This window comes from Amycolatopsis plumensis, from assembly GCF_042652605.1.
GTDB lineage: Bacteria > Actinomycetota > Actinomycetes > Mycobacteriales > Pseudonocardiaceae > Amycolatopsis > Amycolatopsis plumensis.
The window spans coordinates 1,340,409-1,352,641 of the sequence record NZ_JBHSJY010000001.1 but is presented as its reverse complement, the minus strand read 5'-3'; the positions used below and the strand labels follow the sequence as shown (position 1 = coordinate 1,352,641).

12 protein-coding genes are annotated in these 12,233 nt (G+C 71.1%); 5 read left to right on the top strand and 7 right to left on the bottom strand.

From position 1 onward, the window contains the following. The first annotated feature begins 36 nt into the window (after positions 1 to 36). From ACFPLC_RS06055 to ACFPLC_RS06040, 4 genes are read left to right on the top strand one after another with little or no spacing between them, the layout of a single operon-like run. A complete protein-coding gene (locus ACFPLC_RS06055; RefSeq protein WP_378188958.1) occupies positions 37 to 1,122 on the top strand; it encodes an ABC transporter ATP-binding protein in 1,086 nt (361 codons plus the stop codon). After that, positions 1,119 to 1,787 (top strand): ABC transporter permease, encoded by a 669-nt coding sequence (locus tag ACFPLC_RS06050; RefSeq protein WP_378188957.1) that lies wholly within the window; start codon positions 1,119 to 1,121, stop codon positions 1,785 to 1,787. Before ACFPLC_RS06055 ends, ACFPLC_RS06050 begins: the two co-directional genes overlap by 4 nt. After that, positions 1,784 to 2,467 carry an ABC transporter permease gene (locus ACFPLC_RS06045; RefSeq protein ID WP_378188955.1) on the top strand — a complete coding sequence of 228 codons (684 nt, stop codon included), beginning with the start codon at positions 1,784 to 1,786 and terminating at the stop codon, positions 2,465 to 2,467. Before ACFPLC_RS06050 ends, ACFPLC_RS06045 begins: the two co-directional genes overlap by 4 nt. Then, positions 2,464 to 3,339 (top strand): ABC transporter substrate-binding protein, encoded by an 876-nt coding sequence (locus ACFPLC_RS06040; protein WP_378188954.1) that lies wholly within the window; start codon positions 2,464 to 2,466, stop codon positions 3,337 to 3,339. The genes ACFPLC_RS06045 and ACFPLC_RS06040 overlap by 4 nt, the downstream gene beginning before the upstream one ends. Here the strand turns inward: ACFPLC_RS06040 and ACFPLC_RS06035 are convergent. Both ACFPLC_RS06035 and ACFPLC_RS06030 read right to left on the bottom strand, forming a co-directional pair. After that, positions 3,336 to 3,953 (bottom strand): hypothetical protein, encoded by a 618-nt coding sequence (locus tag ACFPLC_RS06035; RefSeq protein WP_378188953.1) that lies wholly within the window; start codon positions 3,951 to 3,953, stop codon positions 3,336 to 3,338. The two genes, ACFPLC_RS06040 and ACFPLC_RS06035, sit on opposite strands and share 4 nt — an antisense overlap. Positions 3,954 to 3,956: 3 nt before the next feature. Further along, entirely contained in the window at positions 3,957 to 4,697 is a 741-nt protein-coding gene (locus ACFPLC_RS06030; protein WP_378188952.1) for an SDR family oxidoreductase, read from the bottom strand. Between the two features lie 74 nt (positions 4,698 to 4,771). Here ACFPLC_RS06030 and ACFPLC_RS06025 point away from each other — a divergent pair, with 74 nt between their 5' ends. Then, entirely contained in the window at positions 4,772 to 5,317 is a 546-nt protein-coding gene (locus ACFPLC_RS06025) for a TetR/AcrR family transcriptional regulator (RefSeq protein WP_378188951.1), read from the top strand. Here ACFPLC_RS06025 and ACFPLC_RS06020 read toward each other — a convergent pair. The 5 genes from ACFPLC_RS06020 to ACFPLC_RS06000 all read right to left on the bottom strand — a co-directional run bounded on the left by ACFPLC_RS06020 (position 5,314) and on the right by ACFPLC_RS06000 (position 12,149). Then, positions 5,314 to 5,919 (bottom strand): LysE family translocator, encoded by a 606-nt coding sequence (locus ACFPLC_RS06020; protein WP_378188950.1) that lies wholly within the window; start codon positions 5,917 to 5,919, stop codon positions 5,314 to 5,316. The genes ACFPLC_RS06025 and ACFPLC_RS06020 overlap by 4 nt on opposite strands. A gap of 47 nt (positions 5,920 to 5,966) precedes the next feature. Beyond that, on the bottom strand, positions 5,967 to 6,926 hold the full coding sequence (locus ACFPLC_RS06015; RefSeq protein ID WP_378188949.1) for an LLM class flavin-dependent oxidoreductase: 960 nt from the start codon (positions 6,924 to 6,926) through the stop codon (positions 5,967 to 5,969). Between the two features lie 13 nt (positions 6,927 to 6,939). Continuing rightward, on the bottom strand, positions 6,940 to 7,458 hold the full coding sequence (locus ACFPLC_RS06010) for a GNAT family N-acetyltransferase (protein ID WP_378188948.1): 519 nt from the start codon (positions 7,456 to 7,458) through the stop codon (positions 6,940 to 6,942). After that, on the bottom strand, positions 7,452 to 8,252 hold the full coding sequence (locus ACFPLC_RS06005) for an MFS transporter (RefSeq protein WP_378188946.1): 801 nt from the start codon (positions 8,250 to 8,252) through the stop codon (positions 7,452 to 7,454). Before ACFPLC_RS06005 ends, ACFPLC_RS06010 begins: the two co-directional genes overlap by 7 nt. 180 nt (positions 8,253 to 8,432) lie before the next feature. Further along, a complete protein-coding gene (locus tag ACFPLC_RS06000) occupies positions 8,433 to 12,149 on the bottom strand; it encodes a multifunctional oxoglutarate decarboxylase/oxoglutarate dehydrogenase thiamine pyrophosphate-binding subunit/dihydrolipoyllysine-residue succinyltransferase subunit (protein WP_378188945.1) in 3,717 nt (1,238 codons plus the stop codon). Positions 12,150 to 12,233: the final 84 nt, after the last annotated feature.

The window sequence follows — 12,233 nt, the reverse complement described above, 5'->3', positions numbered from 1 at the left end:
GGCTACGGTCGGTTGCACCGGACATGGGGAGTGGCAGTGACCATCGAATTCCGCGACGTGACCAAGCAGTATCCGGATGGGACGGTCGCCGTCGACGAGCTGAACCTGACGGTCGAAGACGGCACGATCACCGTGTTCGTCGGCCCGTCCGGCTGCGGCAAGACCACGTCGCTGCGGATGATCAACCGGATGGTCGAGCCGACCGCCGGCCAGGTGCTGCTGGACGGCAAGGACGTCGCCGAGGGCGACCCGGCGCTGCTGCGCCGCGGCATCGGCTACGTCATCCAGCACGCCGGCCTCTTTCCACATCGGACGGTGCTGGACAACATCGCCACCGTGCCGCTGCTTTCGGGCTGGGACAAGGCGAAAGCGCGCAAGCGGGCCGCCGAGCTGCTGGAGATCATCGGCCTGCCGGTCGAGCTCGGCAAGCGGTACCCGGCCCAGCTCTCGGGCGGCCAGCAGCAGCGCGTCGGCGTCGCCCGCGCGCTCGCCGCGGACTCGCCGGTGCTGCTGATGGACGAGCCGTTCTCCGCGGTCGACCCGATCGTGCGCGAGGACCTGCAGAACGAGCTGCTGCGGCTGCAGTCGCAGCTGGGCAAGACGATCGTGTTCGTCACGCACGACATCGACGAGGCCGTCCGGCTCGGCGACAAGGTGGCGGTGATGCGAGTCGGCGGCAAACTGGCCCAGTACGGCACGCCGGCGGACGTCCTGCGCCACCCGGTGGACGACTTCGTCGCGTCCTTCGTCGGCCGGGATCGCGGCTACCGCGGCCTGTCGTTCCTCTCCGCCGAAGGCGTCGAGGTCAAGGAGCTGGAGCTGGTCGAAATCGGGTCCGGCGTGCCGGCGAGCGACGGCTGGCGGCTCGCGGTCAACACCGAGAAGCAGCCCCGCGGCTGGCTGCCGCCGAACTCCATTGTGGACGGGCCACTGACCGAGGACGCCCTCGTGGCCGGGGGTTCGCTGTGGGTGCGGGGGACGCCGATCCGCGGCGCGCTCGACGCGGCGCTGTCGTCACCGGCCAGCCTCGGCGTGGTCGTCGACGAGGAGCACCGGGTCCTCGGCGCCGTGGTCGCGCGGCAGGTCCTGGACGTCATCGAGGGCACGCCCCAGGCGTCATGAGCTTCTTCGACGAGCTCGGGCGCTACCTGGGCAGCGCGAACAACCGCGGCCAGATCCTCGGTGACCTGGGCGACCACGTGTACCTCGCGCTGCTCCCGCTGGTGCTCGGCATCGTGCTGGCGGTCGCGGCGGGCTGGCTCGGCCACCGCTGGGCACCCGCGCGGCAGGTCCTGATGGTGGTCGCGAACCTGCTCTACACGATCCCGTCGCTCGCGCTGTTCGTCGTCATCCCCGGCCTGATCGGGACGAAGATCCTGGACAGTGTCAACGTCGTCGTCGCGCTGACGATCTACACCGCGGCGCTGCTGGTCCGCCCGGTGCTCGACGCCCTCGACGCGGTGCCGCCGCCGGTGGTCGCCGCCGCGACCGCCGTCGGGTACAAGCCGGTGCGGCGGTTCTTCGCCGTCGAACTCCCGCTGTCGGTCCCGGTGCTGGCGGCCGGCGTGCGGGTCGCGTCGGTCAGCAACATCAGCCTGGTCAGCGTCGGCGCGCTGATCGGCACCGGCGGCCTCGGCGTGCTGTTCACCGACGGCTTCCAGCGCGAGTACTTCTCGCCGATCGTGGTCGGCATCGTGCTGACGCTGCTGCTGGCGCTGGTCGTGGACCTCGTCCTGATCGGCTTGCGAAACCTGCTGACGCCGTGGACCCGGGTGGGAGCCGCATGATCACCGACCTCCTCCGCTGGTTCGGCGACCCGGCGCACTGGTCCGGCCCGGACGGCATCCCGCAGCGGCTGCTGGAACACCTGGGCTACACGGCGTTGTCGCTGGTGATCGCGCTGGTCATCGCGGTGCCGCTGGGCCTGTTCGTCGGCCACACCGGCCGCGGCGGCGTCGCGCTGGTGAGCGTCGGCAACGCCATCCGCGCGCTGCCGACGCTGGGCCTGGTCACGTTCCTGTTCCTGCTCTTCACCGAGAGCGTCACCTCGACGATCATCGGGCTCGTGGTGCTGGCCGTGCCGCCGATCCTGGCCGGCACGTACGCCGGGCTGCAGGCGACCGACCACGGCGTGGTCGACGCCGCCGAGGGCGTCGGGATGACCGGCTGGCAGCGGCTGTGGAAGGTGGAGGTGCCGATTTCGCTGCCGCTCGTGCTCGGCGGCATCCGCAACGCCGTGCTCCAGCTCGTGGCGACCGCCGCGGTCGCCGCCTACGTCGGACTCGGTGGCCTGGGCCGGTTCCTGCTCGACGGACTGGCCATTTTGGACTATTCCGAGGTAATCGCGGGCGCGTTGCTGACGACGCTGCTGGCCATCGTCCTGGATCTCCTCTTCGCGCTGCTGAACCGGGCCCTGGTGCCCCGGGGTGTCCGGCTCGCGGCGGCGGTGAAGAAGGTGACGTCGTGAAGCGGCTGATCTCTTTCGTCGCGGTCCTGTTCTTGGCCGCGGGCTGCGGGAACCCGCTGGCGGGCGGCGGTGAAGGGGGCGCTTCGGGCGACATCATCATCGGGGCGTCGGACGTCGGCGAAAGCCTGCTGCTGGCCCAGATCTACGCCGGGGCGCTGCGCGAAGCGGGGGCGGCGAACGTGACCGTGCGGCCGCCGGTCGGCAGCCGCGAGGTCGTCGTCAAGGCCCTGCAGGACAAATCGCTCTCGGTCGTGCCGGACTACAGCGGGAACCTGTTGCGCTACTTCGACAAGGACACCGCCGCGACGACGTCCCAGGACGTCTACGCGCAGCTGCGGCAGAAGATCCCGCCCGGGTTCGAGGTGCTGGACCAGGCGCCGGCGGAGGACAAGGACCTGCTCGTCGTCGGACCACAACTGGCTTCTTCGGGCATCAAGACGTTCTCCGACCTGGGAAAGCGCTGCGGCGAGCTGGTCTTCGGCGGCCCGGGCCAGTGGAGCAGCCGCTGGAAAGACAAGATCAAGGCGTTGTACGGCTGCGAGTTCAAGGAGATCCGCACGACGGACACCGGCGGCCCGGTGACGGTGGCGGCCCTGAAGTCCGGTGACGTCCAGGTGGCGGACCTGTTCAGCACGTCGTCGACGATCGCGGCGAACGGGTTCGTGCCGCTGGTCGACGACAAGAACATGTTCCCGGCGCAGAACATCGTGCCGCTGGTGGCGAAGGGGACGCTGTCGCCCGCCGAGGTGGCCGCGTTGAACCGCGTCTCGGCGGCGCTGACGACCGAACAGCTGACGCGGTTGAATGTCGAGTTCACCGAGGAGAAGCGGAATCCCCTGGACATCGCGGAGGACTTCCTCTCGCGGGCTTAACCCGTACCGGGGGCGTCCAGCAGGGCGCACAGCCGGCTCAGCGTGGTGGCCCACGGTCGCGCGGTGAGCACCGGGATACCGTGTTCGGCGGCCCGTTCGGCCAGCCAGTCGCCGTAGCGGGCGCTGACCTGCGCCCGGCTGCGCTGTTCCCCTTCGTCCGGTTCCCGCTGCCGGTAGTTGGCCACCAGCCGCTCGACATCGGGCTCGTGCAGGAACACCGCGCGAACCCGGCCGTCGGCCGCCTGGCCGGCGAACGAGTCCTGTGCGGCCAGCGCGGGCAGCAGGTAGTCGCCCTCGATGACGACCGGGGTATCGGTCTCCAGGTGGTTGCCGATCACCGCCTCCAGGGCCGGCTGCAGCGCCTGGGCCACGGCTGTCTGCAACTCCACGATGCGCGATACGGGCAGGCCGGCGGCGTCCGGATGGGTGTCCCAGTAGTGCAACAGCGGTTGCTGCGCGGGAGTGGTCATCCGCTGCACGGCGAGCACGAGGTCGTCCACCTCGACGATCGGGACCTGGTACCGCCGGGCAAGCGGGTAGCTGAGCCTGCTCTTGCCGGTGCCGGACGCGCCGCCCAGCAGCAGCACCCGCCAGTCACGTTCGCCGGTGCTCACCCCTCAGCCCTGCCGGGTGGGGCGGATGGTGAGGTCGCCGATCTCGACGTCGTCGGGCTGCTCGATGGCGAACGCGATCGCCCGCGCCACGGCCTCGGGACCGATGCCGAGCGCGGCCATCGCCTCCTGGACCTGCGCGCGCTGCGCGGGGTCCTCGACGTGGTCGACCAGCTCGGTGCGCACGTACCCCGGCGAGATCGACGTCGTGCGCAGGACGCCGTCGGTCGACTCCTGCCGGAGTGCCTCCAGCAGCGTGCGCACGGCGTTCTTGGTCCCCGCGTAGACCGCCTGCGTCGGGACGATCTTCAGCCCCGACGTCGAGACCGTCGTGACGAAGTGCCCGCGGCCCTGCGCGCGGAACACCGGCAGCGCGGCGGCGATGCCGTGCAGCACGCCGCGGAGGTTGACGTCGATCATCGCGTCCCAGTCGTCGACGTCCAGCGCGCTCACCGGCGCGATCCGGGCGACGCCGGCGTTGGCCACCAGGACGTCGAGGCGGCCGAAGCGATCGACGGCGAGGGCGACGAGCCGCTCGAGGTCGGCCCGGCGGGTGACGTCGACGTCCAGCAGGTCGGCGCGGCCGCCGTCGTCGCGGATCTTCCGGGCCAGCGCTTCCAGCCGGTCGGTGCGCCGGGCGCCCAGCACGACGGCCGCGCCACGGCTCGCCAGCTCCACCGCCGTCGCCTCGCCGATCCCGCTGCTCGCGCCGGTGATCGCGACCACCTTGTCCAGTCCGTTCGTCATGGCACCTCCCGCTAAACTGACAACTGTCCGCTTAAGCTTAGCGGACAGTTGTCCACTTATGCGAGGAGGTGGTCGTGCCGCGTTCGGACGCCGTCGCCAACCGCGACCGGATCGTCGAGGCCGCACGGGCGGAGCTGAGCGAGTCCACCGGCGCGCCCGAGGAGCTGAAGCTGCACCGAATCGCCAAGGCCGCGGGCGTCGGGCAGGGCACGCTCTACCGGCACTTCCCGACCCGCGAGCACCTGCTGGCGGAGGTGTACCGGGCGGAGCTGACCCAGCTCGTCGCCACCGTGGCGCCGCTGCTGGCGCAACACTCCCCGCTGGAGGCGCTGTCGCGCTGGCTGGACCGGCTGATCGAGTACGCGCGGGTCAAACGCGGCGTCATGGCGGGGATCGCGGTACCGGCGTGGCAGGACCTGTACGCCGGCCAGCACCACCGGCTCGACGACGCCCTCGAAACGCTGCTGGACCGGGGAAAGGCCGCCGGGGAAATCCGCGATCGCGTCGACGCCGCCGACGTCATCCTGCTCCTCGGGGCGCTGTCGCGGATCCCCGAAGCCGACTGGGACCAGCGCGCGCCCCGGATCGTGGCGGTGATCGTCGACGGCCTGCGCGCCTAGCGGTCGGCGGCCAGCTTGAGGCCGAGGCCGATGAAGATGCCGCCGGTGGCGACCTCGATCCGCCGCTGGTTCTTCTTCTTCCGGACCCACCCGCCGACGCGGCCGGCGAGGACGCCGACGGTGCCGTCGACGAGGAACTCGAACACGATCATGATCGCCCCGAGGACGGCGAACTGCAGCCAGACGTGCCCTCGGCCGGGGTCGACGAACTGCGGGAGGAAGGCGATGGTGAAGGTGACCATCTTGGGGTTGAGCAGGTTGGTGAACAGGCCGGACAGGAAGGCGCGGTCCGGCTTCCGTTCGACGAGCGGCTTGCGGTTCCGGATGGCCTGCACGCCGAGGTAGATGAGGTAAGCGGCTCCGGCGACGCGGACCACGGTGAAGGCGACGGGCACGGCGGCGAAGAGCGCGGCCAGCCCGGCCGCGGCCACGGCGACGTGGATGGCTTCGCTGGTGGCGACCCCGGCGGTGGCGAGCAGGCCGGCCTTCGGGCCGCCGCGCATGCCGCAGCCGAGGACGAAGAGCATGTCCGGCCCCGGCATCACCATCGCGACGGCGGTGGTGGCGAGGAAGGCCAGCAGGAGGTGCGGGTCGACCGGCATGGCGTCATCGTGGCACGCCGGCCGGGACCCGCGAACTCCTTTTCCGGTCAGCCGCGCACGGCCGCCGCCACGCGGGCCGCGTCCTCGATGGCCTTCTCCGGGGATTCCTCCGGCAACGGCAGCAGCACGACCGACCCGCTGCCCGCTTCGTGCAGGGCGCGGACCGCCGCCGCGCAGGTGTCCAGGTCGCCGCAGATCGCCAGGCGGTCGATCCACTCCGGACGCAGCCCCGCGGCCAGCTCGTCCACTGTGGACGCCGAATCCAGTAGCGCCAGCAGCTCCGCAGCGAACGGCAGACCTTCCACCTGGACCCGCGATCCGGGGGTCAGTGACTCCGCCACCGTCATCCGCGCCCGCTCACGGTCGCCGAGGGCGAGCCAGTTGTACGTCACCAGGGCGTGCGGGCCCGTCGCGGCGATGCCCGCCAGCGCCGTCCGGACGTACTCCGGTGCGGCCGGCTCGGCCAGGATCGTGCCGTCCGCCGCCGCGCCCGCGATCGCCAGGGACTTCGGGCGGCGGACGCCCGCCAGCAGCGGCGGCGGCGAGGACGGCGGGAAGACCAGCTCGACCTCGTCGAGGTGGACGTGCCGGCCGTCCATCGACACGCGCTCGCCCGCCAGCAGCCGCCGGACCGCCACGAGCGTCTCCTCCAGCGCCGCCAGCGGGGACGCCGGGTACGCGCCGATCTGCCGCATCCACGACGCGACGCCGTGGCCGAACCCGGCGATGAGCCGGTCCGGGTGCAGCTCGGCCAGCGCCGCGACCTCCATCGCCGCGATCGCCGGGTTGCGCGCCACCGCCGGCAGCACGCCGATGCCCACCTTGATCGTCGAGGTCACCGCCAGCGCCGTCGCGACCGTGGCGATGCCGGCCGCCCAGAAGCAGTCCTCGACCAGCCAGAGCTCGTCGACACCTGCGTCTTCGGCTTGGCGCGCGAGGTCGCGCAGCTTGGCCGGCGGCTGCTCGCGGTTGATCCGCACTCCCACGGACGAGGTCGGTGTGTACACGCGCGGCTCCTGTTCAGATCCGGGAGAACGCGGGCGCGTACTCGAAGGCGCCCGCCTGGGTGGGTTCGTACGCGGCCAGCGTCCGCGCCTGGAAGTGCCGGCCCCACTGCGGGTCCGGGGCCGTGATCGCGAGGTCCGACGCCGTGCCGAACCCGAATCGCGTGTAGTAGGCCGGGTTGCCGAGCAGGACGACCAGGCCGTGGCCGAGGGCGTCCGCCGCGCCGAGCACGGCGTGCATCAACGCGGAGCCGACGCCGCTCGCCTGGTGCGCGGGCAGCACGCCGAGCGGGCCCAGCCCGACCGCGGCCGCCGGATCGCCGCCGAGACGGGCCCGGCTGCAGCAGACGTGCCCGACGACGACGCCGTCGCGGACGGCCACCAGCGAGAGGGGAGCGAGCAGGTCGCCGTCGGCGCGCAGTTCGTCCACGAGGGGCGCCTCGACCGGGGTGACGCCCGCTTCGCGCCGGAAGGCTTCGCTGTGGAGGGCGTGGATCGCGGCCCGGTCGGCCGGCGTCTCGCGGCGGATCAGCATGGGCGCCAGCATGCCGGGGAACGCCGCGGAGGCGAAATCGTTTTCCGGCGTGGCGTCAGGCCGCGCGCGGCTGCTCCGCCGATTCCTCCTGGGTGACACCGGCCTGCGCGGTGGCGACGGCCGACGAGAGCGCCGCGATCAGGCCCAGCGGCACCACGAGCAGGGCCGGCGCCGTGCCGACGCCCAGCGTCTGGGCCGGCCAGCCGAACAACGCGGGCCCGGCGAGCACGCCGCCCTGGTGCAGGGTGGAGTAGCGGGCGATGGCGAGGCTCGTGTTCCCGCCCGACCGCGCCCGCGGTGATCGGGATCACCACCGCGAGCCCGCAGCCCTGCAGGGCGAACCCCGCCAGCCCGGTCCAGGGATCCGGGGACAGCACCACCAGCAGCACCCCGGCCACGGTGGCCGCCATGCTCCACCGCAGCAACGCCACCGGCCCGAGCAGGCGGTGCGCCCGGTCGCCGAACATCCGGGTGCCGGTCTGCGCCAGGACGAACACGAAATAGCCCAGCGAGGCGATGGCCGGCACCGCACCGCGCTGCTCGTGCAGGAACACCCCGCACCAGCTCGACACCGTGCCCTCGCACAACGCGCCCGCCGCTCCGAGCCCGCCGAGCACCAGCACCGCGCGGGTCCACCCGGAGAACAGGCCGGCCCGCGCGCCGGGTGCGCGGCGGGACGCCGTCCACCGGTCGGGCAGCGCGTGCCGCCCCGCGACCAGGGTGAGCACGCACAGCACGGCCGCGATGGCGGCGAAGTGCACGGCGAGCGGCACCCCGGCGCGGATCGCGGTCACCGAACCGAGCGACCCGGTCAGTGGTCCGCACGCCCTGCGGGATCACCCGCACCTTGTCGGCGGTCTCCGGCCGCTGGGTCCTGGTCCTTGGGGAAAGTGCTGCCGAGAGTCTCGGACGCGACGAGGGCCACCTCGCGGGTGCTGCCCGCGAGGTGGCCTTCACGCCACTTCAGCGAATGATCAGTCGAACGCCTTCGCGATCAGCGCCTTCTGCTCGACCTCGTGCACCTTCGACGAACCCGCCGACGGGGCCGCCATCGGGCGGCGCGAGACGACCTGCAGGCCCGAGAGCACCTCCGGGAACTTCCGGGGCAGGTTCAGGCCGAAGAACGGCCACGCACCCTGGTTTTCCGGCTCCTCCTGGACCCACGCGACCTGCGCCGCGTTCGTGTACCGCTCCAGCGCCGCCAGCAGCTTCTTCTTCGGCAGCGGGTAGTACTGCTCGATCCGCACGATGGCGACGTCGTCGGCCTCGCGCTTCGCCCGCTCCGCGACCAGCTCCCAGTACAGCTTCCCGGAGGTCAGCAGCACCTTGCGGATCTTCGACGGGTCCGGCGTGGTGTCGTCGATGACGGACATGAACCGGCTCTCGCCGGTGAAGTCCTCGACCGCCGACGTCGCGGCCTTGTTGCGCAGCATCGACTTCGGCGTGAAGACGACCAGCGGGCGCTGGATGCCGTCGAGGGCGTGGCGGCGCAGCAGGTGGAAGTAGTTCGCCGGGGTGGACGGCACCGCCACCGTCATCGAGCCCTCCGCGCACAGCGAGAGGAAGCGCTCGATGCGGCCGGAGGTGTGGTCCGGGCCCTGACCCTCGTGGCCGTGCGGCAGCAGCAGCACGACGTCGGAGCGCTGGCCCCACTTGGCCTCGCCCGAGGAGATGTACTCGTCGATGACCGTCTGGGCGCCGTTGACGAAGTCGCCGAACTGCGCTTCCCACATCACCAGCGCCTCGGAGTTCGCCACCGAGTAGCCATACTCGAAGCCGACGGCCGCGTACTCCGACAGCGCCGAGTCGTAGATCATCACGCGACCCTGGCCGTCGGCCAGGTTCTGCAGCGGCGCGTACTCCTGGCCGGTCTTGCGGTCGATGAAGACCGAGTGCCGCTGGGTGAACGTGCCGCGGCGGGAGTCCTGGCCGGACAGCCGGACCAGCCGGCCCTCCATCGCCAGCGACCCGAACGCCAGCAGCTCGCCGAACGCCCAGTCGATGTCGCCTTCGCGGGACATCTTGTGGCGGCGCTCCATCACCGGCTTGACGCGCGGGTGCGGCGTGAACCCTTCGGGCACCTGGACGAACGCGTCGCCGATGCGCTCGATGACCTCGCTCGAGACCGACGTCTTGACCTTGGCCGGGACCTGCTGCTCCTCCTCGACCGACGGGCTGGCCTTCGCCGGGTGCTTCTCCAGCTCGCGGACCTCGTTGAAGACGTGCTCCAGCTGGCTCGAGAAGTCGCGCAGCGCGGCCTCGGCCTCCTCGACGGAGATGTCGCCGCGGCCGATCAGCGACTCGGTGTAGGTCTTCCGCACCGAACGCTTCGTGTCGATGATGTCGTACATCGCCGGCTGGGTCATCGACGGGTCGTCGCCCTCGTTGTGCCCGCGGCGGCGGTAGCAGATCAGGTCGATGACGACGTCCTTGTGGAACGCCTGCCGGTACTCGACGGCCAGCTTGGCCACCCAGTGCGCGGCCTCCGGGTCGTCGCCGTTCACGTGGAAGATCGGCGAGCCGATCATCTTCGCGACGTCGGTGGCGTACTGGCTCGAGCGCGAGTGCTCCGGCGCGGTCGTGAAGCCGACCTGGTTGTTGACGATGACGTGCACGGTGCCGCCGGTGCGGTACCCGCGCAGCAGCGCCAGGTTCAGCGTCTCGGCGACGACGCCCTGGCCCGCGAAGGCCGCGTCGCCGTGCATCAAGACCGGCAGCACGGTGTAGCCCTCGCCGCCCTTGTCCAGGAGGTCCTGCTTCGCGCGGACGATGCCCTCGAGCACCGGGTCCACGGTCTCCAGGTGCGACGGGTTCGCCGTCAGCGACACCTTCGTCTCGCCGTCGCCGAACATCCGGAAGTACTTGCCCTCGGCGCCGAGGTGGTACTTCACGTCACCGGAACCGTGGGCCTGGCCCGGGTCGAGGTTGCCCTCGAACTCCTGGAAGATCTGGCTGATCGGCTTGCCGACGATGTTGGCCAGCACGTTGAGGCGGCCGCGGTGCGGCATGCCGATGACGACCTCGTCGAGCTCGTGCTCGGCGGCCTTGTCCAGCAGCGTGTCGAGCAGCGGGATCGCCGTCTCGCCGCCCTCCAGCGAGAAGCGCTTCTGGCCGACGTACTTGGTCTGCAGGAACGTCTCGAACGCTTCGGCGGCGTTCAGCTTCGAGAGCACGTACTTCTGGACCGCGGGGTCCGGCTTCTCGTGCGGGATCTCGACGCGCTCCTGGATCCAGCGCCGCTCCTCGGGGTCGAGGATGTGGGTGTACTCGATGCCGACCGTGCGGCAGTAGGAGTTGCGCAGCACGCCCAGGATGTCGCGCAGCTTCATCCGCTCCTGGCCGGCGAAGCCGCCGACCGGGAACTCGCGGTCGAGGTCCCAGAGCGTCAGGCCGTGGGACAGGACGTCCAGGTCGGCGTGGCTGCGCTGGCGGTAGTTCAGCGGGTCGGTGTCGGCCATCAGGTGGCCGCGCATCCGGAACGCGTCGATCAGCTCGATCACGCGGGCGGTCTTGTCGACCGGGCCGTCCGGGATGTCGGCGACCCAGCGGATCGGCTCGTACGGCAGGCGCAGGCTGGTGAAGACGTCGTCGTAGAAGCCGTCTTCGCCGAGCAGCAGCTGGTGGATGCGCTTGAGGAACTCGCCGGACTCCGCGCCCTGGATGATGCGGTGGTCGTAGGTCGAGGTCAGCGTCATGATCTTGCTGATGCCGAGGTCGACCAGCGTCTTCTCGCTGGTGCCCTCGAACGCGGCCGGGTACTGCATGGCGCCGACGCCGATGATGGCGCCCTGGCCGGCCTGCAGGCGCGGGACCGAGTGGTTGGTGCCGATGCCGCCCGGGTTGGTCAGCGAGATCGTGGTGCCGGAGAAGTCGTCGGCCGTCAGCTTGTTGTTGCGGGCCTTCTTGACGATGTCCTCGTAGGCCTGCCAGAACTGCAGGAACGTCATGTCCTCGACGTTCTTGACCGAGGCCACGACGAGGTTGCGCGACCCGTCCTTGCCCTTCATGTCGATGGCGAGCCCGAAGTTGACGTGCTCCGGCGTGATCGCGAACGGCTTGCCGTCGATCTGCTGGTAGTGCCGGTTCATGTTCGGGTAGTCCTTCAACGCCCGCACCATGGCGTAGCCGATGAGGTGCGTGAAGGAGATCTTGCCGCCGCGGGTGCGCTTGAGGTGGTTGTTGATGACGATGCGGTTGTCCGCCATCAGCTTCGCCGGGACCGCGCGCACGCTGGTCGCGGTGGGGACGCTCAGCGAGGCGTCCATGTTCTTGGCGATGGCCGCCGCGGCGCCGCGCAGCTGCTTCGACTCCGGCTCTTCCTTCTTCGCCTCGGCCTTGGGCTCGGCGGCCTTGGCCGCGGGCTTCGGGGCCGCCTTCGGCTCCGGCTTGGGCGCCGCCTTCTGCTCGGTCTTCGCGGGCGCTGCCTGCTTGGCCTGCTTGGCCGCCGACTCCGCGTTCTGCACCGCCTTGGCCGACGGCTGGGCGGCCTGGCCGTTGGTGGCGGGCTTGGCGTCGGCCTGCTGCCGGGCGGTGTCCGCCTTGGCCTGCGCGCTCTGCGTCGGCTTGAAGTCCGCGAAGAAGTCGTGCCAGGCGGCATCGACTGAGGAAGGGTCGGCGAGGAACTGGTCGTACATCTCTTCGACCAGCCACTCGTTGGGGCCGAACTGTGACGCAGGGCTGCTGCTGGACACGGCTGGGGCTCGCCTCTATCCGTCTCGATCTCGATCTTGAATCCGCTGATGCGCCTACCAGGCTAACCCCCTCGGTGACCGCGA